We start from the raw sequence: 24,063 nt of genomic DNA, 5'->3' as shown, positions 1-24,063 counted from the left end.
AGTGTTGCAGTCCTCTCTCAATCCAGTCAACAGTATGTTTTTGGGGGAGTAGCAGCAAGAACCACGTATGGCAGAGGGCGAATCTCGGCGGATCGCACGCGAGCTCATGAGCGAGCCCCACATTCGCGGCCGTCGAATCAGCGTCCGGCAAGTGTATGCCCTCGTCGAAGACCGGGGTGAAGACCCCGAGGCCGTTGCCGATCGGTACGATCTCGACGTAGCTGACGTGTACCACGCGTTGGCGTACTACCACGACCACCCACGAGAGATGCGTGAGGCCGAACGAGAGCGCGAAGACGCGAAAGTGGACTTCCACGAGTCGATTGATCGTCCCGAAGGCGTCGATCCGGACGCCGCCTGAAATGGGCGGGTGGCGGTTTCTACTGGACGAAAACATCGATCCGAAGACGGCGACGTATCTGAAGAAAGAAGGAATTCACTCCGAGCACGTCCGCGATGCGCTCTGGCAGGGAGCCGACGACGAAGCGGATGTCCTACCGTACGCGCGGGAACACCAACTGATCACGGTAACGAGTGACGTGAAAGACTTCGGTGGACTACCACCAGATGCCCACGCAGGCATCGTTCTCCTCTACGACGATACGATGCCGGCGTACCGGGTTGCGGCTGGCCTTATTAGCATGGTCGATACGTATCCAACCCGAGATGCGTTCGGTGGACGAGAAGAAATCGATCCATGGATTTAATCAGATGTATCAGTTTTACGGGTTTGAGGCCTTCAAATCTGGTAATACACTTTCACCGAGCCTACTAGTAGATTTTCGTCCGGTAGTGTTGCGGGCGACACAGTATGAGCGAGCGGCTGTACTGACACTGTGTGTGACCCCTTTCATGCTGATTCGATGCATGTGTCTCTGTGGCTGGATGAACGACACTGCACAGTGACACCCGGGCACCGCTTTCAGCCACACCCTCTCCCAATACGTGTCTGGTGGTGGTTGTGTGAGCAACAGGATTCTGGGACACCCGGACACCTCTTTCAGCCACATCCTCCCCAGCCGATTCTGTACGTGTGTGGCAGTAACTCTGTGATGAATACGACCGCGCGACGCCCGGACACCTCTTTCAGCCACACCCTCCCCAACCGATTCGCTCGGTGGCTTCGCCACCTCGCTCATCCCTCGCGCGCGCTCGCGAGCCCGCCTGCGGCGTGCTCGCAAGGCGCGCGCCAGCAGCCCGATCACTAGGCCACTTGGAGTTGGAATTGGGGGGTGACCGGTGCTGAACTGGTTGTTCGTCTGCTGGCGCACGGGCCCGAACGTTCTGAACGATATGCGTTGGTGAGCACCATGCCGTTTGGCCGCTCGCCCGTTCGTGAGGGAGTGATACTGCGAGTCGTCCCGGTGCTCAAGCGGGCGTAGCGCGTCACCGCTCGTCGCTTCGAAGCCACTGCCGTAGTTCGGACTGTGCGTCGAGGTATACCTCGTCCGGGTGCGGCGCTGTATCCTGTCGAATGAACGCCCGAACACCTTCGAACACTTCCTCACAGATCGATGTTAACCGGGCCGAATCCTCGCGAGAGTCGTCGGTCATGATCGGGAACTCGCTCCGATCGGATGCGGCCAGCTCGTCGTAGAGCCGGCGGGCGAGCGACTCGTAGCGCGTCGCAACACGGGCCCAGTCGGTGTGCCCTTCGAGTGACTGCCGCCGGTACTCCGGGTCGTGGCAGACCTTCTCGGCGAAGTTCCACATGTACGGCTCGGCCTGCTCATCGAAATAGAACCACCGGTTTATGACCCACTCTGCATCCGCGTTGACGGGAGTGACGATCATTAGATGATCGCTCCCGACCGAGCCACCGGTGTCGAACAGCAGTGTCGCGGTACATCCGTTCAAGATTCGCTCCGCTATCACGTGGCGCACAGGCCTGTTCGCTGCGGCATCGCACAAAAATCGTCACACGCGGAGACGCGACTCGGAACGAGACACATAGAGGACGACCGAACGGTCGAACGAGCGGCCGCGAGAGGAGCCAGGGCCGCGATTTGAACGCGGGAAGTCTCGATTACAAGTCGAGTGCATGAACCGCCCATGCTCCCCTGGCACGGCCGACCGTTCTCGGTCCGAGTATGAGTGCGTGTCGCTTTCGGCGAGCCAGTTCGGTCAGGAACCGTCGTGGTCGTCTGTCGTCTCGGCGGGTGTGTCGTCTGTCGTCTCGGCGGGTGTCCCGTTCGTGGTTCCCACCGACTTGCGCAGCTCGACGCGGTGGATATCGTATCCGTGCTCGGCGTAGAACGCGCGAGCCCGCTCGTTGTTCGCGAGCGCCTCGAGCACCACCGCGTCTGCCCCCGCCGACGACAGCGCCTGCTCGGCCGCGTGGAGCAGCGCCGATCCGACGCCCTCGCCGCGTCGCTCGGGGACGACGTAGAGGTTACTGACGACACCGCGGGTACAGTCCCGATCGTAGCCCCCGTGTTCGAGTGTGAAGCCGACGAAGCCGAGGAGCGCCGCTGTGGCGTCGGTCTCACCGCCGTCTCGGGCCACGAACAGCTCACCGGTGACCGCTCGGCTGGCCGCCCACTCGCGGACGGCGTCGCGGTTCGCGGTCGCGAGCAACGTCGACCCGTGCTGGCGCTGGTCGGCCGCGAGCGCGACCCACAGGTCCGCGACGGCGTCGGCGTCGTCGGTCGCCGCCGGAGCGATTCGCACTCCCGGCGGTCCGGTCACGGACGGTTCGTCGCTCACGAGTGCTCGTTTGTCGCCGTCGGCGCTTGAGCCTGCCGGCCGCTCGTCGCGCCGTACGCGCAGACGTACGGTCGTCACGACGAACCACGTGCGTTGAAGCCCCTCGGGCTCACACGCCCGGTATGACCATCCCCTCGTTCGTCATCGGCATCGCGGGCGGGACCGGCGCGGGGAAGACCACGGTGACCAGACAGGTTACCCAGAACCTCGACGACGACGTCACCCGAATCCCGCTCGACAACTACTACGAGGACCAGAGCGAGCTCTCCTTCGACGACCGCGCCGACCTCAACTACGACCACCCGTCGGCGTTCGAGTGGGACTTGCTCGCGACACACCTCGAGTCGTTGCTCGAGGGACGACCGATCGCGATGCCACAGTACGACTTCGAGACCCATACACGGCGTGACGAGCGGGCGACCGTCGAGCCGACCGACGTCGTCGTCGTCGAGGGGATCCTCGCGCTGTACGACCCGGACCTCACCGAGATGATGGACCTCCGGCTCTACGTCGAGACGGACGCGGACGTGCGCATTCTCCGGCGCATCCGGCGGGACGTACTGGAGCGCGGTCGGGACCTCGCGGGCGTCATCGACCAGTACCTCTCGACGGTGAAACCCATGCACGAGCGATTCATCGAGCCGACGAAAGGCGACGCCGACCTGATCATTCCGGAGGGGGCGAACAGCGTCGCCGTCGACCTCATCCAGGAGAAGCTTCGCGCCGAGATCGACGGAGACGCGACGCGCGCGTGGGAGCGGGGGACGCTAGAACAGGAGTTCGCGACCAAACGATCGCCCGACATCGGCTCGGATCGTTGAGAGTGCGGCGTGAGACCGCTCCGAGAGTGGCGTGAGACGCCTCTCACGGGCAGTGAACGGAGACACCGGGCCGGTCCTCGCGCGCAGCCACGCCGGCTAGCCGAGCCGCTCGTCGAGGATGAGACGCGTCTTCGTGGACTTCACCTCGTCGAGCTCGCGCGCCTGGGTGATGAGGTCGTTGACCGCCGTGGTGTCGACCGCGTCCACGACGAGTACGACGTCGTCTTCGCCGGAGACCTGCCAGACGAAGTCGACCTCGTCCCACTCGACGAGTCGCTCGCTGACGGCCGCGGTGTTGACGTTCATCTCGACGGAGATCTCGATCATCGCCTTCACGTTTCCCGTCCGGGTGGTCACGGTGAACCGTTCGATGATGCCGTCCTCGGTCAGCCGGTCGACGCGGTTTCGAACCGTCCCCTCGGAGGTGCCGACGCGCTCTGCGATCTCCGTGTACGGCGTTCGCGCGTCTCGACGGAGGATCGAGAGGATACGCCGGTCGAGGTCGTCCATACGGTATCCACGGCGAGCGACGACTTACGACTTGTGAATATCGTAGTCTCGCTTCGAACTCCACAACGATACGTCTCGTTGAGTTCGATCTTCGGAAAGACGCGACGCGAACACGGCCGTGTGTCCGAGTTGGTCCCGTCGCGTGCGCATCTCTGTGCCGTGAGCAGCGTCACCCGGACCACCGAACGAGTGCGCACCCGCGCCGCCCGCGTTGCGATATTCGTAACTGAGCTTCGAACGACGCATTTAATACTGGACATCCATACGTTTCTCGTAATGTCGGACGCCTATCTCGCGCTGGCCGACGGACGCGTGCTCGAGGCACGTGCCCGTGCACCGGGGACGACGCGCGGAGAGCTCGTGTTCACCACCGCGTACACCGGCTACGAGGAGTCGCTGACCGACCCGTCGTACGCCGAGCAAGTGTTGACGTTCTCGTACCCGTTGATCGGGAACTACGGCGTCCGAGACGAGCGATTCGAGTCGGGGACGGTCCAGCCTCGTGCTGCCATCGCTCGGGAGATGACCGACGAGGTCGCCGCCTGGCTCGAGAGCGAAGCCGTACCCGCCATCGACCATCTCGACACCCGCGAGGTCGTCACGACGGTCCGCGAGGAGGGCGCGATGGCCTGCGGTATCGCGGCCGGAGACGACGTCACGCCCGAAGACGCGATCGCAGAGATGGAGGCGTGTGAGCCGATGAGCGCACACGTCGACATCGGTGCAGACGTCTCCGTCGCGACACCGACGGTCCACGAGGGCGGCGGCGAGGTCACCGTCGCGCTGATCGACTGTGGCGCCAAGGGGTCGATCATCGACTCGCTCACCGCCCGCGGTGCGGACGTACACGTACTCCCGTACGACGCAACTGAGGCCGACGTCACCGCCATCGACCCGGACGTCCTCTTCGTCTCGAACGGTCCCGGCGACCCGGAGAACTACGTCGCTGCCCAGGCAGTCGTCGATGCGCTCGCCGGAGAGCTCCCCATGGCAGGGATCTGTCTCGGTCAGCAGATCATCGCGAGTGCACTCGGCGGCTCTACCGAGAAGATGATGTTCGGGCACCGCGGCGTCAACCAGCCGGTCAAGGACCTTCGCACCGGGAAGGTCGTGATGACCACTCAGAACCACGGCTACACCGTCGACGACACCGGGCCGCTCGAGGTCACGCAGGTGAACGTCAACGACGACACGGTGGAGGGACTCGACAGCGAGTCGCTCGACGTGATCACCCGTCAGTATCATCCAGAGGCGAACCCCGGCCCACACGACTCGCTCGGCTTCTTCGACGAGGTCGTCGCGATGGCGACGAACGAGAATCCGGTAACTGCGGACTGATCCGCACCGAGGCGGCGGCCCCACGCACCCGATCTGGTCCCACGCACTCGTTCCCCTGACCAACGGAGTACCAGCCCTCCCCGACGCTCGCTCGCCTCGCGCCTGCCGTCTCGGTCGGTCACCACCGACCGCCGGCCGGGTGCGTTTTTATGACGGGACGCCCAACCGTGAGTCATGACACTCGACGTCCTCCTCACCAACGACGACGGGATCGACGCGGTCGGGCTCCGGGCGCTTCACGAGGCGCTCTCACGCGAGCACGAGGTCACCGTCGTCGCGCCGGCGACGAACCAGTCGGGCGTCGGCGGCAACCGTTCGTGGTGGGAGACGGCCGTCGAGTACACAGAGCGCGACCTCGGCTACGCGGTCGAGGGGACGCCGGCGGACTGCGTCGCCGTGGCGGCCGTCGCACTCGACGTCGAGCCGGACCTCGTCGTCTCCGGCTGTAATCACGGGCCGAACATCGGCGCGCACGTGCTCGGACAGTCGGGGACGGTCGGGGCGGCGATGGAGGCCTCCTTCCTCGGGACGCCTGCGGTCGCGCTCTCGATGTACGACCGAGGGAACCTGCCGATTCCCCCGACGGTGAGCCACGACGACTTCGCGCTCGCGGGCCGGGTCGCTCGGGCGTTCGTCGACCGGGTCGACGCGGACGGCCGGCTCCCCTTCGACGCCGACGTGCTGAACGTGAACGTGCCCGCTGCCGACGACGAGGCGGCCGCGGATCCGACGTATCGGGTGACGGAGCCCGCCCGGGGCTTCGACGTGATCGAGTTCCATCCGGGCACCGACGCGGCCGACGCGGAGACGGCCGGAATCGACGACGACGCCGGATGGGGCGACGGGTTTGGGGCACACCGCGGCGAGATGGGCATGGAGCTTCGAGACCGCTTCTGGCGGGAGTTCCTCCGCGGCGACGTCGCAGACGACCGGGGCTCGGACCGCCTCGCGACGATCGAAGGGGAGGTGAGCGTGTCGCCGCTGTCGACCTCGCGCTCCGTCGCAGGTGCTCGGGCGGGTGACGCGTTCGACGTCACCGACGAGGGAGGCGACGCGAGAACCGCACGTCCCGGCGACGAGGCGGAGGTCGTCTCCGGTGTCGGATCCGCGACCGAAGAGCCGTCGCGTCGCTCGCCCGACCGCTGAGTCAGCGCGGCCGCCGCGAGGAGTCGGTGAACTCGGCGGCAAGGCTGCCGAGGTACCACACGAGTAGGAGCCCGAGAATGAACCCCCCGGCGCTCGCAGCCCCGAACTGTAACGGAGTCGGGTCGCCCTGCAGGGTGATGAGTGGCGGCGAGACGGTAACCAGCAACAGAAACCCGACTTTCACCTTTCGATTGCCGGCGTCGCGCTCTTCGCGCGACATCGGCGCTACCATCGTCGGCCTCCGCCCCGCGGCACCAGCTCGGTCCGTGGTGTCGTCATACCCCGACCACGAGCCGGGAGCGTATCAACCTCGTGAAGTCCGTCGTGGACGCTCACCGGTGCGGGCAGCCGATACGTCTCCACCGTGGTGACGCGCTGTTCGGCCGTCGCTACGCGGGCGCGACGGCGACCAGCCGTTCCGCGCAGCTTTTGAGCGAACCCCCACAATCGACGCGTATGGACGACGAACTCCGCGATCGGGTGCGGACGGCCGGCGAACGGGCCGCCCTCTTCAACGCGCTCAAGCACGGTAACGACCCCGACGTCGGGGCGATCATGGGCCCGTTGATGGGTGACAACCCGGACTTCCGCCCGCACGGCGACGAGATCCCGGGCGTGATCGCACCCGTCGTCTCTGAGGTCGCGGCGATGGACGAGGCCGAACGCCGCGACCGACTCTCGGAGCTGGCTCCCGAGATGCTCGCCGAGCTCGAGGCCGAAGACGCGACAGACGAGCACGTGCTTCCGGCGTTACCGAACGCAGAGACGGGGTCGGTCGTGATGCGTGCCGCGCCCAATCCCAATGGACCGTGGCACATCGGACACGCCCGAATGCCTGCGGTGATCGGGACGTACAAACAGCGGTACGACGGGGAGTTCATCTGCCGGTTCGACGACACCGACCCGGAGACGAAGCGACCGGACCTCGACGCGTACGACGCCATCCTCGAAGACATCGCGTACCTCGGCTTCGAGCCGGACCGCGTGTTGAAGGCGTCCGATCGGCTCGAGACGTACTACGACCACGCCCGTGACCTCGTCGACCGGGGCGGCGCGTACACCTGCTCGTGTCCGGCGGAGACGTTCTCCGAGCTGAAGAACGACGGCGAAGCGTGTCCGCACCGCGAGAAGGACGCGGCGACCGTTCGTGAGGAGTTCGAGGCGATGATCGCCGGCGAGTACGCCGCCGGTGAGATGGTGCTTCGTGTTCGCACCGACATCACCCACAAGAATCCCGCGGTCCGCGACTGGGTCGCCTTCCGGCTGATCGACACGCCACACCCCCGCGAGGCGGCGGCCGAGTACCGTTGTTGGCCGATGCTCGACTTCCAGTCGGGCGTCGACGACCACCTCACGGGGGTCACACACATCATCCGTGGGATCGACCTCCAGGACTCGGCGAAGCGGCAGCGGTTCGTCTACGACGCCTTCGACTGGACGTACCCCGAGGTGCTCCACTGGGGCCACGTCCAGCTCGACGCGTACGACGTGACGCTCTCGACGTCGACGATCAAATCGCTCATCGAGCGGGGCGAACTGTCCGGGTGGGACGACCCGCGCGCGCCGACCATACGGTCGGTTCGTCGGCGCGGCATTCGTGGTGAAGCGCTCGTCGAGTCGATGACCGCGCTGGGCATGTCGACCTCCGACGTCGACCTCGCGATGTCGTCGGTGTACGCCAACAACCGCGACCTCGTCGACGACGAGGCAGACCGTCGGTTCTTCGTGCGCGACCGCGCGGACGAGCCGGCCGTCGCGTATCCGATCGTCGACGGCGACGCCCCGGCACCCGCGGCCGGTCAGCCGCCCGTCCACCCGGACCACCCGGACCGCGGCACTCGCACCGTCCCGGCCGGCCGCGTCTACCTCGAGTCGGGCGATCTGCCGCCGGTCGGTGAGCGAGTGTGGCTGAAGGGGTACGGCTGCGTCCGCCGGGACGCAGACGAGCTGGTGTTCGTCGACGCCGACATCGAGGTGGTCCGGGACGGCACCGTGGACGTGGTTCACTGGGTCCCCGTCGCAGCGTCGCTCGAGACGTGCGTACGCACGCTTGAGGGAGACGTCACCGGCTACACCGAGCCGGGGATCGCCGACACGCCGGTCGATACCGTCGTGCAGTTCGAGCGGGTCGGCTTCGTTCGCCTCGACGCGTTCGACGGTCGGTCGACCGACGAGGACGATTCGACCGATGCGGAACTCGTGGCGTACTACGCGCATCCGTGACCGATCGCACCGGTGGCCGGTGGCGTCGTGAGCCGCCGGTGTGGACGCCGGGCGGGCTCGCTCGGACGCCGAGCGGGCTCGCGCGGACACCGTCACGCAGCGTGGCTCGTCGGGGCGTTTAACTGCCGGCGAGTGGAATCATCCGCTAATGGGAATTGACCCGAACTTCGAGCGGAATCTGGAGCGGACCGGCGAAGAACACGGGGTCGACGTGTGGGGCCCCGTCGACCAGCCGGACGACCTCGGTATCCGCGGCACCCACGTCGCGGTCGACTTCGACATCTGTCTCGCAGACGGTGCCTGTCTGGAAGACTGTCCGGTCGACGTCTTCGACTGGGTCGAGACGCCCGGCCACCCCGAGTCCGAACGGAAGGCGAACCCCATCGACGAGGACCAGTGTATCGACTGTATGTTGTGCGTCGACGTCTGTCCGGTCGACGCGATCGACGTCGACCCTGGCCGCGAGAATCGTCTCTGAGGCGTGAGCGAGTCCGGTCGAGTGCGATGCGGTGAACGGGCGTCACTCGGCGTGTCGAAGGAAGATGGCCGGGGTGGGCTCCGAACCCACGATCTCCGCATGTCCCAGGTCCGAGGCTCGGCGGAGCCACGGAAGGACGCGGACGCTTCCAAGGCAGCGTACCGCACCGAATCTCTGAACCCTATGAGTGCGGCGCTATGTCCAGCTAAGCCACCCGGCCTCATTCACACGTACCGCGATGACACTCTTTAACCTTCCCATCCGGTAGGGGCGTGTCACGCGAACACACGGTGGCGTCGGGGCCGGCCGAGCGCGCTCGACCCGCGGATTTATACCTAGTGGCTGGAACTACCTCGCATGAGTCTTCCCGACGTGCTCTCGGGAGCCATCGGCGACGAGCAGGTCGCCACGCGAATCCCGCTCGGAGGAGACGACGTTCTCGTCGTCACGCCCTCCCGGACGCTCGTGTATCGTGCTGAGGGGCTCCTTTCGGGTGAGACCGTAGAGGAGTACCCGCACGACGCCGAACGGCTGGCGGTCTCGACGGGCCGCCGCAAGTCGAAGATCACCTTCAGCTACGGACTCGACGGCGACGAGACGCTCGCGATTCCGTCGAGTCGCCTCGACGACGTCATCCATCCGACCCTCCTCGGCGTGCTCTCGGCCCGAGGGGTCACGGGGCCCGACGAGTCCATCGTACGGGCGTTCCGGTTCTCCGAACTCACGCTCGTGGTCACCGACCGGCGACTGGTGAAACACGTCGGCGCTGCAGTGTGGGACGAGGAGTTCGAGGCGTTCCCGTACGCCGACCTGACCGACCTGTACTTCGAGGAGGGCACGGTCGCGACGACGGTCGTGATCCAGCACTCGGGCCGCTCAGAGCGGTTCAAGACCCCGAACGAATCTGCGCGCTCGGTTCGAGAGACGCTCGTCGAGGCCGTGTGTGCGTTCCACGACGTCGACCGGCTCGAGGAGTTCCGCCGTGCGGTCGCCGTCGACACCGAAGACGAGACCGCTGCGGCCGACGACGCGGCGAGTCCGACCGACTTCGGTGCCGGCCCGGACCCGCTCTCTGCGTCGCCGTCGGTCGACGCGGCCGACGCAGCGGCAGCCGCGACGACGAGCGCGGCAGACGACGTCGACGTTTCACAGGGGGGCCCGTCACCCAACGTCGAGACGGACGCCGACACGGGCGACGCGAGCGAGGGGCCTCCGGCGGACCGATCGGCTACGGACGAGTTCGAGGACGCCTTCGAGCGTGCCACCGTTGAGGACGACTCGCTCGCCGAGGCGGTGGCCGACCTCCGGCAGACCGTCGAGGCGCAGTCGGCGGCGATCGATCGCCAGGCCGACCTGATCGAACAACTGATAGAGGAGCTCCGACAGGGGCGGTGATCGGGCTCGGTGCGGGTCCCGATCACTCGGTCGTCCGGCCGGTGACCGTTCGAACGCACGAGGAGCCGAACGGTCCCAGCTCTCCGCTGTCGAGCCGCACGAAGTACCCGGTCGAGATTCCCGTCCCACAGCGCGCACAGGTGAACTCGCCGGAACGACTCGTCACCTGTGACTCGTAGTCGACGACGGTCCCACCGCGGGTTACACGGAGGTGGGCGTCCTCACGGGCGATTACGCCCCGCTTTTCTGCTGTGTCGAGCACTGCGCGGACGACGGTCGGGCTCGTGGTCACCGTCTCTATCCGGTCGACCGCCGCTGCGAGCGACAGTTCCTCCACGTCGAGGTGGGCGAGCAGCTCGACGCCGAGTTCGACGCGCTCTGCTCGGCTCGTCGGCCCGTTCACACGCGCCACGAGAATCGCGGTGCGTATAAATTGGCGGGGCTGACCCCGGGTGAGCCGGTGGGGCCGAGCAAGGGCAAGACAGTTACGCGCCGGTCGGCTCCCCCACGTATGGACGTACTGGAGGTCGCCGCTCGCGCGACTGAGACGGGGCCGGTGTGTGACGCCTGTCTCGGGCGGCTCGTCGCCGACCGGAGCTTCGGGCTGTCGAACGCCGAGCGTGGGTCGGCGCTCCGGGTCGGGCTCGCGCTCCGCGAGGACGCCGACTTCGAGCCGGTCGGGACGGCCGACTGCTGGGTGTGTGAGGGACGGTGTGCGACACACGACGAGTGGGCGAGGCGCGCTGCGGCCGCCGTCGACGCGGTCGAGTTCGCCACCTACAACGTCGGGACGCGGCCGCCGCCGCTGATAGCGGAGAACGAGGCGCTGCTCCGCGAGGAGGCCGGACTCGACGCAGATGCGGGCGAGCCGTTCAAGTCGGCGTTCAACCGGGAGGTCGGCAAGCGGGTCGGCACGCACACCGACGCGACCGTCTCGTTCGAGCGGCCCGACGTGCAGTTCACGATCGATCTCGCGGCCGACGAACTCGAGACGACGGTCAACTCGACGTTCGTCTACGGCCGCTATCGGAAGCTCGAGCGCGACATTCCACAGACCGAGTGGCCCTGCCGGGAGTGTGCTGGGTCGGGTCGGCAGGGAGCGGACCCGTGTGACCACTGCGGCGGATCGGGCTACCTCTACGACGACAGCGTCGAGGAGTACGTCGCGCCGGTCGTCGAGGACGTCCTCGACGGGACGGCCGCGACCTTCCACGGTGCGGGTCGCGAGGACGTCGACGCGCTGATGCTCGGCACCGGCCGACCGTTCGTGATCGAGGTGGACGAGCCACGACGTCGTCGCGCCGACCTCGATCGACTCGAGAGCGACATCAACGCCTTCGCCGACGGCGCGGTCGAAGTCGAGGGGCTCCGACACGCGACCTACGAGATGGTCGAGCGGGTGAAGTCGCTCGACGCCGCCAAGCGCTATCGCGCTACGGTCGAGTTCGGAGCGCCCGTCGACGAGGCCGAGCTGGCGGCCGCAGCCGACCGACTCACGGGGGCGACCGTCGAACAGTACACCCCGAACCGAGTCGACCACCGCCGGGCGAACCTGACCCGCGAACGCGAGGTGTACGCGGTCGAGACGACCCAGGAGTCTCCGACGCGGGCGACCGTCGACGTCCACGGGGCTGGCGGGCTCTACATCAAGGAGTTGATCTCCGGTGACGACGGGCGAACAGAGCCGAGTCTCGCGGGGCTCCTCAACGTCGCCGCCACCGTCGCGGCGCTCGACGTCCTCGCAGTCGAGGGGGAAGCCGAGCCGTTCGAACGCGAGGACTTCTTTCGGGACTGACCGGCCGGCCATAGGCCGAGTCCGCCGCCCGTGACCAGCTCACTCAGACGCACGACGTCTCGTTCGAACGTCTTATACTTGTGAGTCGTGTACAAGATTCGATGAGTGTGATCCGTTCGTGACGGCCGAGGCCGCTAAGACAGCCGACCGAAGTGGACCGCCGGTCGCGGCCGTCGTCGTGGTGGCGTTCGCGACGATCGTGACGCTCACGCTGTCTGCGTACTTTCTAGCGGTAAACCTGATCGACTGGGCGACGGTGACACACCTGGCGTATCCCGCAGACGAGGTCGCCCCGTTCGTGGTGATCACGGGCGCGATACTCACGATTCCGATCATGATTCCCACCGCGCTCGTCACGATGCGGTCGCTCCGCTGACGTCGCCAGCACCGCACCTTCCGTTCGGCGGCCGCGTCGTCGCCGACAAGGTTAAATTAGTGTACATACTTGTACATCACAACACGGACTCATACATTCACATCTCCCATGGACACTCAACAGACCATCGAACGCGTGACAGACGGCGACGACCTGACGCTCGAGGAGGCCCGCGAGGCGGCCGGGCTGGTCTTCGAGGAGATGACCGAGGCGCAGATCGGCGCACTGTTGGCCGCACTGCGGGCGAAAGGCGAGACGGAAGCGGAGATAGCCGGCTTCGCCACCGGTATGCGCGATGCGGCACGGACGATCGACCCGGATCGGTCACCGCTCGTCGACACCTGCGGGACCGGCGGCGACGCCTACGACACGATCAACGTCTCGACGACCGCGGCCATCGTCGCCGCGGGGGCCGGCGTCCCGGTCGCCAAACACGGCAACTACTCCGTCTCGTCCTCCTCCGGCAGTGCCGACGTCCTCTCGGTCGCCGGCGTCGACGTCGAGGCCGAACCGACGGCCGTCGAGTCGGCTATCGAGACCGACGGCATCGGGTTCATGCTCGCGCCGGTGTTCCACCCGGCAATGAAGGCAGTCATCGGCCCACGAAAGGAGCTTGGCATGCGGACGCTGTTCAACGTGCTCGGCCCGCTGACGAACCCCGCCGGCGCCGACGCACAGGTCCTCGGGGTGTACGACGCCTCCCTCGTCGCGCCTATCGCGCAGGCCGTAGCGCACATGCCCGTCGAGCACGCGCTGGTCGTCCACGGCGCCGGGATGGACGAGATCGCGATTCACGACGAGACGACGGTCGCCGAAGTCGACGGCGAGACCGTCACCGAGTTCACGCTGTCGCCGGCCGACCTCGGCGTCGACCGAGCGCCGATAGCGGCCGTCGCCGGCGGGACACCGACGGAGAACGCCGCGGACCTTCGGGGGATCGTCGACGGCTCCGTGACCGGCCCAAAACGCGATCTGATTCTCGCGAATGCGGGCGCCGCGATCTACGTCGCCGGGGGGGTAGACTCCCTGTCGGCCGGTGTCGACCGCGCTGCCGCGGCGATCGACGACGGGTCGGCCGCGGCGAAGCTCCAGGCGCTGTGTGCCGAGTCGACTGAGTCGGCCGAGACCCCGACGCCGGCGAGGACGGACGAGGAGGCCCGCTGATGGCTCGCGTGAAGGTATGTGGACTCACCGACGCCGCAGACCTCAGAGCGGCCGTCGAAGCCGGTGCCGACGCGGTCGGCGTCATAACCGAGGTCCCCGTCGACACCCCACGAGCAGTCGACCCGGCGAACGCGGCCGAGCTGCTCGCCGACGTGCCGCCGTTCGTCACGGCGACGCTGGTCACGATGCCGGAGACGGCTCCACGCGCGGTCGAACTCGCCCGCACGGTCGGACCCGACGCGATCCAGCTCCACGGCGAGTGGACCCCGGACGAGATCGGATTCGTGCGCGCCGAGACCGAAGCGAAGGTGTTGCTCACCGTCGACGCCGACGAGCCGGCTCGCGCGGCGTCGTTCGACGGGGTCGTCGACGCCCTCGTCGTCGACTCGACGGACGAGTCGGGCGCCGGCGGTACGGGCGAGACGCACGACTGGACCGCCACGGGTGAACTGGCGACGCGACTCACGACGCCGGTCGTACTCGCCGGTGGGCTCACCCCGGAGAACGTCGCGGCGGCGGTACAGACCGCCGAGCCGTTCGCGGTCGACGTCTCCTCGGGTGTCGAGTTGACACCCGGACGAAAGGACCACAACGCCGTCGCTCGCTTCGTGGCGAACGCCGGTCGAGAGGTGGCGATCGTATGACGGCGCTCGACTGCTCGCGCGAGGCGTTCTGCGCGCACGCGGCCGACGCCGACGGCCCGGTCGTCGTCCGGGTGGCCGCCCCGCTCGACGCGGCGGTCACGCCCCTCGCGGCGTACGCGACGCTCGTCGATGAGAGTCCGTACGGCTTCCTCTTGGAGTCCGGCGAGAAGGTCGCCTCGAGTGACCCCGACGGCGCGTTCACCGCGGGCGGGAGCGCCGACAAACACGCTCGGTACTCGTTCGTCGGGTACGACCCGGAGGCCGTGGTATCCGTCCACCCGACGGCGACCCGTCTCACCAGCCTCGGCCCGGCGGCCGACTTCGTCGGGGGCGGTGACGACGGCGTCGTCGACGCGCTCGGCCCCGACGTCGGCGACGTCGTCGACAGACTCCGCGCGGCATTTCCAGACGTCGCGCGCCGGAACTTCCCCGACACCGACCGTCAGATACTCTCCGGCGGATTCGTCGGCTTCCTGGCGTACGAGGCCGTGTACGACCTCTGGCTCGACGAAGTTGGCGTCGAGCGCCCGGAGACGACGTTTCCCGACGCGGAGTTTCTGTTGACGACGCGGACGGTCGTCTTCGACGAGGTGGACGGCACCGTCGAACTCGTGTTCACTCCCATCGTCGACGACGACCCCGGGGCGACCTACGACGCCCTCGCGGCGGAGGCCGACCGCGTCGCCGCCGCGTTGGCCGACGCCGACGCGCCAGACCCGGACGGGATCCGCGTTCGAGCCGAGGAGGCGGGTGCACAGTCGGCGTACGAGGACGCAGTGGAGACTGCGAAACGACACGTCCTGGACGGCGACATCTATCAGGGCGTGATCTCTCGGAGCCGCCGGCTTCGCGGCGACGTCGACCCGCTCGGGCTGTACGCGGCCCTTCGAGACGTCAACCCGTCGCCGTACATGTACGTACTCAGACACGACGACCGGACCGTCGTCGGGGCGAGCCCGGAGACGCTCGTCTCGGTGAAAGACGACCGCGTGGTGTCGAACCCGATCGCGGGCACCTGCCCGCGGGGGACGAGTCCGGTCGAGGACCGCCGGTTGGCCGGTGAGATGCTCGCCGACGGCAAAGAACGGGCCGAACACACGATGCTCGTCGACCTCGCGCGAAACGACGTCCGCCGGGTGTCGACGCCTGGGTCGGTACGCGTCGAGGAGTTCATGAACGTATTGAAGTACAGCCACGTCCAGCACATCGAGTCGACGGTGACGGGACGGCTCGCCGCCGAGGCCGACCCGTTCGATGCGACCCGCGCCGCGTTCCCTGCTGGCACCCTCACCGGCGCGCCCAAGGTTCGCGCCATGGAGATCATCGACGCGTTAGAACCCACGCCGCGTGAGGCGTACGGCGGCGGCGTGGGATACTTTTCGTGGACCGGCGACGCCGACTTCGCGATCGTGATCCGTACCGCGACGCTGCGATCGGACGTCGGCGAGCGCGGTGCAGACGAGGTGACGATCCGCGCCGGTGCTGGTCTCGTCGCGGACTCCGACCCGACCGCCGAGTACGAAGAGACCGAACACAAGATGGAGGGCGTGCTCGCAGCTGTCGACCGGATCCGCGAGGAGATGCCGGCAGATGCGCCTGCACCGACCGAGGGGGTGGAGCGATGAACGTCGTCGTCGTCGACAACTTCGACTCGTTCACCTACAACCTCGTCGAGTACGTCTCCGAACAGGCACTCGGTCGGCCGGCGGTCGCGGCCGGAGGCGAGCCCGACGCCGAGACAGAATCGACCGTCGACGGCGACGACGAACCGGTCGCCGACATCACGGTGTTCAAGAACACCGCGTCGCTGGCGGCGGTCGAAGACGCCGATCCGGACGCCATCCTCATCAGCCCCGGACCGGGACACCCGAAGAACGAGCGTGACGTCGGCGTCACCGGGCCGGTGCTCCGGGAGCTCTCTCCGTCGGTTCCGACCCTCGGCGTGTGTTTGGGCCTCGAATCGGCAGTCCACGAGTACGGCGGCACGGTCGGCCACGCCCCCGAGCCGATCCACGGGAAGGCGTTTCCGGTCGAACACGACGGCGCGGGCGTCTTCGCCGGGCTCGACCAGGGATTCCGTGCGGGTCGGTACCACTCGCTCATCGCCACCGAAGTGCCCGACGCACTCGCCGTCACGGCGACGACGACCCACGGCGACGAGTCGCTCGTGATGGGTGTCCGCCACGAACGTCACCCGATCGAGGCCGTGCAGTTCCACCCCGAGAGCGTACTCACGGCCGTCGGTCACGACATCATCGAGAACTTCCTCGCGTCGGTACGGTCGGGGACCGTCGATTGAGACGGGCCGGTGGCATTCGTCGTGTCGCCGTTGGTCGCCGTGCTCACTCGTGACGAGTCGCCAGCCCAGTGAGGTGACCGATCGCCGGTAACAGCACCGACTCGACGCCGAGCGTCACCGCGTTGGTCGAGCCGGGCAGACAGCAAACGAGCGTGTCGTCGACGATCCCCGCCGTCGCGCGCGACCCCACCGTGCGGGCGCCCACCTCCTCGTACGAGAGTCGTCTGAATAGCTCGCCGAACCCAGGGAGTGGCTTCTCGAAGCGCGGTTCGATCGCGTCCGGTGTGACGTCGTCGGGTGTGACTCCCGTGCCACCGGTCGTCACGACCGCGTCGACGGCCTCGCGCGCGACGAGCCGGTCGACCGCTTCGCGCACCTGCTCGCGGTCGTCGTCGACGAGCTCGCGAGCCACCGTCTCGTGTCCCGCCGCGTCGAACGCGTCGACGATCCGGTCACCAGAGGGGTCGTCGTCGGCGGTGCGCGACGACGAGACGGTGAGCACCGCGACGCCGACGGTGTCGGTGTCGTGCGCGTGGTGGTCGTGGTGGTCGCCATGCGCGTGGTGGTCGTGGTCGCCGTGCGCGTGGTGATCGTGGTCGCCGTGCTCGTCCTCGCCGCGCTCGTGGCTATCGTCCATAGGCCGCGATTCGACCCGACGCGTCAAAACAGCATCCGTCTCGGCGGTCACCGACGGTCGGGTGTCAGGGCCAGTCGTCGCGCGTCTGTGCGTCGGCTGACGTGGACTCTTCTGCGGCTCCGACCGTCCATCCGGCCGCCGACGCTGCGTCCTCGACGTCGAGGAACTCCCACCCGGCCGCGTCGGCGAGGGCCTCGTCGTCGGCGTCGACACCGACGAATACGTGCCGGTCCGTGTCGAACTGGCTCTTGATGTTCTCGAGGCTCTCTTCGACGCCGCGGGGGCCCGAAAAGAAGTCCTGGCGAACGCGGTGCTTCCGGGTGAAGTTCGTCACGACGTACGTGGGCTTTTCGCTGACGACACCGACGTACTCGGTCCACTGTCGGGCGTTGTTGAAGACGGCGTTCGGGTCCGCGAGCGCCTTCAGCGCCGACAGCTCGAAGGCCAGCGTCATGTCGGTTGATCCGCCACTGTCCATGCTCCTGGTATCGCGTCACGGGCGAAAACAACTTCGCTTCCGGGTCGGCCGGCTACGTGCCCGCCTGCGGGCACGTGCTACTGCTCTGTCGGCGCCGCGAGGTCGTCGACGGCGAAGTCCGGCTCGAGGAGTCGCTCCGTCTGCCCGGAGACGTCGCGTCCCTCACGCATCAGCTGTTTGAACGCCGACTGCGGCGAGAGGTCGCCGATGAGGACGCCGCCGACGACGCGGCCGTCTTTCAGCGCGACCCGCCGCCACTCGTTCTCGCCCGTCGTCGCCTCGACGGCGTCGTCACCGAGCGTCGGGTGCCCGAACGAGAGGAACGGGAAGTCGAAGTGCGTGATCGAGTACGACGACACCCACTCGAACGGCTCGCTCTCGTACGCGAGCATGTTCTTCGCGGCGATCGTTCCCTGCTCTTTGGCCGACCCCCACGCGCCGTTTTGTGCCTGCTCGCCGAGGACGACGTCGTAAAAGCGGGTGATGTCGCCGGCCGCGAACACGTTGTCGACGGACGTCTGCATGTACTCGTCGACGACGATGCCGTCGTCGACCTCGACGGGCGTGTCTTCGACGAGTTCGGTGTTGAGGTCGAGTCCGATCGCGACGCCCGCGAAGTCGCAGGCGTACCGCTCGCCGTTCGGGTCGACAGCGGCCTCGACGCGTCCGTCGTCGTCGACCTCGAAGTGGTCGACGCCGGAGCCGAAGACGGGTTCGACACCCCGCTCGCGCATGGCTTCGTGCATGATCTCGGCGCCCTCGTTCGAGAGCGCGTACCGCCACCAGCAGTCGCCGCGCATCAGGTACTTCGCCTTGACGTCTTGGGCGCCACAGATGGCCGCGAAGTCGATACCGAGCAGTCCGGCGCCGACGACGACGCCCCGTTCTGCGTCCTCCACGCTGGCTTTGATCTTTCGTGCGTCCTGGAACGTCCAGAAGTGGTGGATGCCGTCGGCGTCGGCGTTCTCGACGGGCAGCTGCTGTGGGGTGCCACCGATCGCCAACAGGAGCTTGTCGTAGGTGATCGTCTCGCCCGCGTGGGTGTGGACCGCGTCATCGTCGACGTTGATGTCGACGACGACCGTGTCGAGTCGAAGGTCGACGTCGTGGTCGTCGTACCACGACTCCTCGTGGATGGAGATGGGGGCCTCGGGGAGCTTGCCTTTCGCGTACTCCTTGATCAGGATCCGGTTGTAGAGGGACTCTCCCTCGTCGGTGATGACCGTGATGTCGGCAGCGGGCGCCTCCTCGCGGAGGGTCTCTGCGGCGGACGCGCCAGCGATCCCGTCACCGACGATCACGTACGAATCGCTCATACACGAGCGTTCGAATTCCGGGTTAATGTGGGTTGCCATCCTGGCGAGTCGGTCCGGATCGATCGTTCAGAACCCGCTGCGACGGCCGGAGCTGACCCCGCCCGACGCCACAGATTGAATAGGGTTCACACCCTACCGTAGATATGAAGATTCGCCAGAACATCCGCCACTGGGCAGCGAAGAAGGCGCTTACGACGCCGGTCATCGGTGACGTCGCCAACGACAAGCTCGTCGACCTCCACACCAGCATCTTCCTCAACAAGGCCGACGAGGACCGCCGAGAGGAGCGTCGCGAGCACCTCGACGACTTCTTCGACGCCACGATGGACACCTACGTCGCCGCACTGGAGGCGGGCTTCGCGGAGGCGGAGGCGCGTGAGATCACCCACGTGCAAGCCAACTTCGACTTCTTCACCTACGGGTGGACGGAGATGATGGAGATACCGGCCGACGAGCTCGAAGCGCACTATCGCCGCTACGAGGCGTTCTTTACCGACCACGACATCACGATCGACGACCCGCTCGGGACGTTCCGCCCCGCGGCTGGCGTGACCGACGCCCCAGCGACGCCGGAGCGACTCGAGACGCCGGCGTACGAGAACGCCCTCGCCGGCTTCGCCGACGACGTGTACGTCGAGACCGAATCCGGCGAGACGGTCGTCGGCGGCACCGAAGAGCCCGCCGACGTTGACCCGACCGTGGCCCCAGGAATCGACGAGGACGAGGCGAGCGCCTGAGAGGCGAGCGGGGCCACCCGACACGCCGACGCCTACGAGTCTCTCGCACCCACTCGGCCGAGTGCCGGCGGTGTCGCCGGGTCCGTGTCGTCGAGTCGTGACCGGAGAAACGTCCGTTCGGCGTCCGACCGCTCGGTGTCGTCGTCGCAGAACTGCCGGAGCCCGGCCCGATAGCGGCTGGCGTCGGCACGGGTCGCTGCCACCGCCGCCGCGGGGCGCGCCAGTTCGAGTTCGGCGAGCCCCGTCTGCTCGCCGGTGTACGCGAACCCACACTTGTACAGCGCCTCGTACGCGAACGGGTTGTTGACCGCGATCCGGATCTGATCGTATCCTGCGTCGGCCAGCCAGCGAACCGTCCTACTGACGAGCACTGGACCGATCCCCTCGCCGCGGCGCGCGGCGTGGACGGTGACGTACCGAAGTCGACAACACGTGGGGTCGGTTCGGTCGGGCGAAAACGACACCGCGGCGACGACGGACTCGTCGAAGTCCGCGGGGTCGACGGTCTCCGGCACCGACCGGTCTGGTGTCCACGCTGGGGCTGCCGCCGAGCCGTCTCCAGTCTCGAGGACCGCCTTCCCGGTGTCACCGGTGACGAACTTGCCGGCGTACGCGAACGCTCGATAGTCGAGTCGGCAGGACGCGCCCGTGCCCGCCGCACCGAGGACGGTGAACTCCATGCGGTGTCTCGGTCACGCGCGGGCGAAAAACGCACGGGCCCACCCCCGACTCCGACGGCAACTGCTGGTGACTCCCCGGTGCAGGCTGTCGACGATCGACCGATACAAGCCACTCGCGGCCCCGGAACTGGTATGTACGGGACCGGCGACGTCGGCTTCTTCGACCGGATCGCCCCGCTGTACGACCTCGCGATGCCACCCGCAGACGGGGACGCGCTGGCCGCGGGCTTCGACCGGGCGACCCGCCCGATCGACCGACTCCTCGACGTCGGCGGGGGATCGGGACGAGCGGCGGCCGCGGTGACGGGTCCCGATCGGCTGGTCGTCGACGTCTCACGCCCGATGCTCCGGCGAGCCCGCACAGTCCGGGGATTGTCGGCCGTCGCCGGCGACGCTGGCCGGCTTCCAGTCGCCGACGGCGCGGTCGACGCCGTGCTCGTCGTCGACGCCTTCCACCACCTCCCGGCACAGGCCGCCGCGATCGACGAGGCGGCGCGCGTCCTCGCTCCCGGCGGCGTGTTCGTGGTCCGTGAGTTCGACCCCACCCACCCGCTCGGCCGCCTGCTCGTCGCGGCCGAGCACGCGATCGGGATGGGCTCGCGCTTCCGCTCGCCGGACGACCTCGCGGCTGCCCTCGACGCGAGCGGGTTCGACGCGGTTGTCGTCGACCGGGGATTCGGGTACACGGTCGCCGGCGTTCGGTAGCGCCGACGACGCCGCGGGTCCGTCCGCGGGCTGCGTCCCGTTCGACGCGCGGACCAGATCAGGTATTCCGGTCGCCACCGACCCGTACGGTATGGAGGACGCTCACAGCCACCTCGACAGACGGACGGTCGTCGGGACGCTCGGGACGACAGCTGCGGTCGCACTCGCTGGGTGCAGCGCTGGTGACAACACAGGCGACGGCACAGGCGACGGTGGGGCCGAAACCGGTGACGAATCGACCGCCGACCTCGAGCGTGCCGTGGCGGTTCCAGATGCGGAGGGATGTGCGGTGTGTAACATGGTCGCAGCCGAGCATCCGACGTGGAACGCACAGCTGGCCCACGAGGACGGCACGCGGTCGTTCTTTTGTTCTTCGGGCTGCTTTGCGGCGTACTACGTCGACCCAGCGCGCTTCGACGGTCCGGCGTCCCCCGTCGCGAGCGGCTGGGTGACCGGCTACGAGACCGGTGAGTTGTGTCCAGCAGAGACGGCGTACTTCGTCCGTGTAACCGAGACAGACCACGTCGACGACATCATGCGGATGAACCCGACGCCGTTCGCCGACCGCGCGGACGCCGAGGCGTTCGTCGACTCGTTCGAGGCGTACGACGACGCGGACATCGTCCAGCTCGATGCGTTCGACCGGGACCTCGCAGTGGTGTACCGACCACAGTTCTTCGACGCTGCGTGACGTCCACCGACCGGTCGTCCGTGTGACACCGACTCCAACACACAACTTGCGGTGGCGCGCGCCTCGCGAGCACGCCGAAGGCGGGCTCGCGAGCGCGTGCGAGGGATGAGCGAGTCGCCGCGGGCGACTCGCGAATCGGCTGGGGAGGGTGTGGCTGTAACTGGTGTCCGGCGGTCGCAGCGTCGTCGCGTCGATCACGCACCCACCGACCGCGTATACGAGCGAATCGGCTGGGGAGGGTGTGGCGGAAATACGTGCCCGGGTGTCGCGCGGTCGTGTCGTTCACGCTGGTACTGTCACAGTCGTATCGAATCGGCCCGGGAGGGTGTGGCTGTAACTGGTGTCCGTGTGTCGCGCGGTCGTGCCAGTCCTACTACCACCGCCACATGCGTATTGGGGAGGGTGTGGCCAATTGGTGTCTGTGTGTCACGGAGCGGTCTCGATCACGGACTCAATCCTGCGGATGGCCGTGAGCGTGGGCGTCGTCCGGGGTCGTCTCGTCGCCGTGGTCGTGACCGTCGCCGTGGTCGTGACCATCGCCGTGGTCGTGATCGTGGCCCGCTCCCTCACCGAGCACTTCGGCTCCCTCGCCGTCGATCATATCCATATTTTTCAGGTTGTCCCGCTCTTCGAAGTCCGCGACCGCCTCCATCACGTCCGTCTGGGTGATCGTCATCCGGTCTTCGGTCAGCGCTCCCAACACCGCCTCACGGAGCACCATCCGGAGGTCCGATCCGGTGAGCCCGGCCGTTCGGTCGGCGACCGCCTCGGGGTCGAAGTCGGCGATCTCCATCTCTTGGGTGACGACTCGGAGGATGTCGGCGCGCATGTCGCGGTCGGGCTTGGGGAAGTTGACGATCTCGTCGAAGCGCCGCCAGGCGGCCGCGTCGAGCTGGTCCGGGTGGTTCGTCGCCCCGATGAGCAACACCTCGTCGCGGACGAGCGACACCTCGTCGATCGACTTGAGCAGGGTGTTGACCGCCCGCTTGAGCGCGGCGTGCTCGTCGGAACGACGCGTCTTCGCCACGGAGTCGAACTCGTCGATGAAGAGGATACACGGCGAGAGCCGCTTTGCGACCTCGAACGTCTTCTCGACGTTTTTTGCGGTCTCTCCGAGGTACTGACTCGTGATCATCGACAGCTTCACCTCGACGAGCGGGATGCCGAGCTGGTGTGCCAACGCCCGGGATATCGTCGTTTTACCGGTGCCGGGCGGCCCCACGAACAATAGCTTGCCGATCTCTCGAAGGCCGATGCTCGCGAGATACTCGCGGTGTTCGATCGCCTTCACGATCTTCTGGATCTCCGCTTCCTGATTGCCGGTCAACACGAGGTCCGTGATCGTCGTCTCGATCTCCTCGGGGGCACGAACGTTGACGAGGTCTAACATCTCGCCGTCCTCGTCCTCGTCGAAGTACTCCGAGAGCAACGCGTCGATCCAGACCCGGTCGGCTTGGATCGGGCGAACGTCCTCACGCGCCTCCGCGTGGGTAACGGGAGGCTCGACCCCGTCGGTCGATTCGAGCGTCGCGACCATCGTGGGGTTCGACGCAATGCGGTCGTCGTCGGCCCGGTCCCGGTACCACTCTAGTGCCATCGACGGCTGGGTGAGCGATATCTCGCCCGCGAAGTCCGTGTGCTGGGTAAACAACAGATCAGAAACCGCGTCCCACGGCCGCTCGACTCCCGTCGCCGTGCGGGTCGTCGCGTCCGTCGCGGAAAGCGGTCGCTCGATACCCCCCGGTGCGTCGGCGGCGGCGTCGTCGGACCAGAACACCTGCCGGAACCGAGGCGGGAGATCGTTCTCGTCGAGGTCGCGGTTCTCGGTGTAGAAGTGCGTGGTTAAAACGAACTCGACAACGTCGAGCGCCGGGTCACTCATCCCCGCTACGTAGCCGTGCTGGCCGTTTAAGCGCGTCGAAGC

Annotated in this window: 26 protein-coding genes, 2 tRNA genes and 1 pseudogene; 17 read left to right on the top strand and 12 right to left on the bottom strand. The window is 67.3% G+C overall.

Translation table 11 applies throughout. The features are described from left to right. The first annotated feature begins 67 nt into the window (after nucleotides 1–67). Together ACNTAO_RS04530 and ACNTAO_RS04525 are read left to right on the top strand one after the other, a co-directional pair. Nucleotides 68–361 (top strand): DUF433 domain-containing protein, encoded by a 294-nt coding sequence (locus ACNTAO_RS04530; protein ID WP_267665722.1) that lies wholly within the window; start codon nucleotides 68–70, stop codon nucleotides 359–361. Further along, on the top strand, nucleotides 324–707 hold the full coding sequence (locus ACNTAO_RS04525) for a DUF5615 family PIN-like protein (protein ID WP_435160778.1): 384 nt from the start codon (nucleotides 324–326) through the stop codon (nucleotides 705–707). The genes ACNTAO_RS04530 and ACNTAO_RS04525 overlap by 38 nt, the downstream gene beginning before the upstream one ends. Before the next feature lie 679 nt (nucleotides 708–1,386). Here the strand turns inward: ACNTAO_RS04525 and ACNTAO_RS04520 are convergent. From ACNTAO_RS04520 to ACNTAO_RS04510, 3 genes are all read right to left on the bottom strand, one after another. Then, nucleotides 1,387–1,884: a hypothetical protein gene (locus ACNTAO_RS04520; RefSeq protein ID WP_435160777.1), complete on the bottom strand. Its 498-nt coding sequence runs from the start codon at nucleotides 1,882–1,884 to the stop codon at nucleotides 1,387–1,389. A gap of 107 nt (nucleotides 1,885–1,991) precedes the next feature. After that, nucleotides 1,992–2,065 (bottom strand) — tRNA-Thr (locus ACNTAO_RS04515). A 59-nt stretch (nucleotides 2,066–2,124) separates the two neighbouring features. After that, nucleotides 2,125–2,706, bottom strand: coding sequence for a GNAT family N-acetyltransferase (locus ACNTAO_RS04510; RefSeq protein ID WP_435160776.1), 582 nt, complete (start codon nucleotides 2,704–2,706; stop codon nucleotides 2,125–2,127). Between the two features lie 122 nt (nucleotides 2,707–2,828). Between ACNTAO_RS04510 and udk the strand changes: the two genes are divergently transcribed. Further along, nucleotides 2,829–3,527, top strand: coding sequence for a uridine kinase (udk, locus tag ACNTAO_RS04505; RefSeq protein WP_435160775.1), 699 nt, complete (start codon nucleotides 2,829–2,831; stop codon nucleotides 3,525–3,527). A gap of 96 nt (nucleotides 3,528–3,623) precedes the next feature. On the opposite strand, the gene ACNTAO_RS04500 is transcribed toward udk, so the two are convergent. Beyond that, nucleotides 3,624–4,037 carry an Lrp/AsnC family transcriptional regulator gene (locus ACNTAO_RS04500; RefSeq protein ID WP_435160774.1) on the bottom strand — a complete coding sequence of 138 codons (414 nt, stop codon included), beginning with the start codon at nucleotides 4,035–4,037 and terminating at the stop codon, nucleotides 3,624–3,626. A gap of 276 nt (nucleotides 4,038–4,313) precedes the next feature. Between ACNTAO_RS04500 and carA the strand changes: the two genes are divergently transcribed. Then, nucleotides 4,314–5,375: a glutamine-hydrolyzing carbamoyl-phosphate synthase small subunit gene (carA, locus tag ACNTAO_RS04495; RefSeq protein WP_435160773.1), complete on the top strand. Its 1,062-nt coding sequence runs from the start codon at nucleotides 4,314–4,316 to the stop codon at nucleotides 5,373–5,375. A gap of 174 nt (nucleotides 5,376–5,549) precedes the next feature. Further along, entirely contained in the window at nucleotides 5,550–6,521 is a 972-nt protein-coding gene (surE, locus tag ACNTAO_RS04490) for a 5'/3'-nucleotidase SurE (RefSeq protein ID WP_435160772.1), read from the top strand. A gap of 1 nt (nucleotide 6,522) precedes the next feature. On the opposite strand, the gene ACNTAO_RS04485 is transcribed toward surE, so the two are convergent. Next, the gene (locus tag ACNTAO_RS04485; RefSeq protein WP_435160771.1) at nucleotides 6,523–6,753 is read right to left on the bottom strand and encodes a DUF8527 family protein; all 231 of its coding nucleotides are present in this window, start codon (nucleotides 6,751–6,753) and stop codon (nucleotides 6,523–6,525) included. Nucleotides 6,754–6,977: 224 nt separating this feature from the next. Between ACNTAO_RS04485 and ACNTAO_RS04480 the strand changes: the two genes are divergently transcribed. Further along, nucleotides 6,978–8,744 (top strand): glutamate--tRNA ligase, encoded by a 1,767-nt coding sequence (locus ACNTAO_RS04480; protein WP_435160770.1) that lies wholly within the window; start codon nucleotides 6,978–6,980, stop codon nucleotides 8,742–8,744. A 148-nt stretch (nucleotides 8,745–8,892) separates the two neighbouring features. Further along, the gene (locus ACNTAO_RS04475) at nucleotides 8,893–9,222 is read left to right on the top strand and encodes a 4Fe-4S dicluster domain-containing protein (RefSeq protein WP_435160769.1); all 330 of its coding nucleotides are present in this window, start codon (nucleotides 8,893–8,895) and stop codon (nucleotides 9,220–9,222) included. 65 nt (nucleotides 9,223–9,287) lie between these two features. Here ACNTAO_RS04475 and ACNTAO_RS04470 read toward each other — a convergent pair. Continuing rightward, nucleotides 9,288–9,442 (bottom strand) — tRNA-Met (locus tag ACNTAO_RS04470). A 137-nt stretch (nucleotides 9,443–9,579) separates the two neighbouring features. Here ACNTAO_RS04470 and ACNTAO_RS04465 point away from each other — a divergent pair. Continuing rightward, nucleotides 9,580–10,383, top strand: a pseudogene (locus ACNTAO_RS04465) (DUF7115 domain-containing protein); the annotation flags it as partial. A 256-nt stretch (nucleotides 10,384–10,639) separates the two neighbouring features. On the opposite strand, the gene ACNTAO_RS04460 reads toward ACNTAO_RS04465, so the two are convergent. Next, nucleotides 10,640–11,020, bottom strand: coding sequence for a DUF5830 family protein (locus tag ACNTAO_RS04460; protein ID WP_435160768.1), 381 nt, complete (start codon nucleotides 11,018–11,020; stop codon nucleotides 10,640–10,642). Nucleotides 11,021–11,128: 108 nt separating this feature from the next. Between ACNTAO_RS04460 and ACNTAO_RS04455 the strand changes: the two genes are divergently transcribed. From ACNTAO_RS04455 to trpG, 6 genes are all read left to right on the top strand, one after another. Then, nucleotides 11,129–12,412 (top strand): tRNA pseudouridine(54/55) synthase Pus10, encoded by a 1,284-nt coding sequence (locus ACNTAO_RS04455; protein ID WP_435160767.1) that lies wholly within the window; start codon nucleotides 11,129–11,131, stop codon nucleotides 12,410–12,412. A gap of 118 nt (nucleotides 12,413–12,530) precedes the next feature. Continuing rightward, the gene (locus ACNTAO_RS04450) at nucleotides 12,531–12,788 is read left to right on the top strand and encodes a hypothetical protein (protein ID WP_435160766.1); all 258 of its coding nucleotides are present in this window, start codon (nucleotides 12,531–12,533) and stop codon (nucleotides 12,786–12,788) included. Between the two features lie 108 nt (nucleotides 12,789–12,896). Beyond that, the gene (gene trpD, locus ACNTAO_RS04445) at nucleotides 12,897–13,952 is read left to right on the top strand and encodes an anthranilate phosphoribosyltransferase (RefSeq protein ID WP_435160765.1); all 1,056 of its coding nucleotides are present in this window, start codon (nucleotides 12,897–12,899) and stop codon (nucleotides 13,950–13,952) included. After that, the gene (locus ACNTAO_RS04440) at nucleotides 13,952–14,596 is read left to right on the top strand and encodes a phosphoribosylanthranilate isomerase (RefSeq protein ID WP_435160764.1); all 645 of its coding nucleotides are present in this window, start codon (nucleotides 13,952–13,954) and stop codon (nucleotides 14,594–14,596) included. Before trpD ends, ACNTAO_RS04440 begins: the two co-directional genes overlap by 1 nt. Then, nucleotides 14,593–16,221 (top strand): anthranilate synthase component I, encoded by a 1,629-nt coding sequence (trpE, locus tag ACNTAO_RS04435; RefSeq protein ID WP_435160763.1) that lies wholly within the window; start codon nucleotides 14,593–14,595, stop codon nucleotides 16,219–16,221. Before ACNTAO_RS04440 ends, trpE begins: the two co-directional genes overlap by 4 nt. Continuing rightward, nucleotides 16,218–16,895: an anthranilate synthase component II gene (gene trpG / locus ACNTAO_RS04430; protein ID WP_435160762.1), complete on the top strand. Its 678-nt coding sequence runs from the start codon at nucleotides 16,218–16,220 to the stop codon at nucleotides 16,893–16,895. Before trpE ends, trpG begins: the two co-directional genes overlap by 4 nt. A gap of 43 nt (nucleotides 16,896–16,938) precedes the next feature. Here the strand turns inward: trpG and ACNTAO_RS04425 are convergent, their stop codons facing one another. From ACNTAO_RS04425 to ACNTAO_RS04415, 3 genes are all read right to left on the bottom strand, one after another. Then, nucleotides 16,939–17,532: a MogA/MoaB family molybdenum cofactor biosynthesis protein gene (locus tag ACNTAO_RS04425; protein ID WP_435160761.1), complete on the bottom strand. Its 594-nt coding sequence runs from the start codon at nucleotides 17,530–17,532 to the stop codon at nucleotides 16,939–16,941. 64 nt (nucleotides 17,533–17,596) lie between these two features. Beyond that, on the bottom strand, nucleotides 17,597–18,010 hold the full coding sequence (locus ACNTAO_RS04420) for a DUF7124 domain-containing protein (protein WP_435160760.1): 414 nt from the start codon (nucleotides 18,008–18,010) through the stop codon (nucleotides 17,597–17,599). A 77-nt stretch (nucleotides 18,011–18,087) separates the two neighbouring features. Next, the gene (locus ACNTAO_RS04415) at nucleotides 18,088–19,326 is read right to left on the bottom strand and encodes an NAD(P)/FAD-dependent oxidoreductase (RefSeq protein ID WP_435160759.1); all 1,239 of its coding nucleotides are present in this window, start codon (nucleotides 19,324–19,326) and stop codon (nucleotides 18,088–18,090) included. 143 nt (nucleotides 19,327–19,469) lie between these two features. Between ACNTAO_RS04415 and ACNTAO_RS04410 the strand changes: the two genes are divergently transcribed. Beyond that, nucleotides 19,470–20,063, top strand: coding sequence for a DUF6149 family protein (locus ACNTAO_RS04410; RefSeq protein WP_435160758.1), 594 nt, complete (start codon nucleotides 19,470–19,472; stop codon nucleotides 20,061–20,063). A gap of 32 nt (nucleotides 20,064–20,095) precedes the next feature. Here the strand turns inward: ACNTAO_RS04410 and ACNTAO_RS04405 are convergent, their stop codons facing one another. After that, a complete protein-coding gene (locus ACNTAO_RS04405) occupies nucleotides 20,096–20,743 on the bottom strand; it encodes a GNAT family N-acetyltransferase (protein WP_435160757.1) in 648 nt (215 codons plus the stop codon). A gap of 132 nt (nucleotides 20,744–20,875) precedes the next feature. Between ACNTAO_RS04405 and ACNTAO_RS04400 the strand changes: the two genes are divergently transcribed. Beyond that, a complete protein-coding gene (locus ACNTAO_RS04400; RefSeq protein WP_435160756.1) occupies nucleotides 20,876–21,448 on the top strand; it encodes a class I SAM-dependent methyltransferase in 573 nt (190 codons plus the stop codon). A gap of 91 nt (nucleotides 21,449–21,539) precedes the next feature. Then, on the top strand, nucleotides 21,540–22,139 hold the full coding sequence (locus ACNTAO_RS04395) for a nitrous oxide reductase accessory protein NosL (RefSeq protein ID WP_435160755.1): 600 nt from the start codon (nucleotides 21,540–21,542) through the stop codon (nucleotides 22,137–22,139). Nucleotides 22,140–22,590: 451 nt separating this feature from the next. Here the strand turns inward: ACNTAO_RS04395 and ACNTAO_RS04390 are convergent, their stop codons facing one another. Beyond that, on the bottom strand, nucleotides 22,591–24,021 hold the full coding sequence (locus ACNTAO_RS04390) for an ATP-binding protein (protein WP_435160754.1): 1,431 nt from the start codon (nucleotides 24,019–24,021) through the stop codon (nucleotides 22,591–22,593). Between the last annotated feature and the right edge of the window lie 42 nt (nucleotides 24,022–24,063).

It is taken from the genome of Halorubrum zhoui (assembly GCF_051194155.1).
GTDB lineage: Archaea > Halobacteriota > Halobacteria > Halobacteriales > Haloferacaceae > Halorubrum.
Note: the sequence above shows the minus strand (reverse complement) of the source record. Positions and strands in the feature narration are given on the sequence as shown.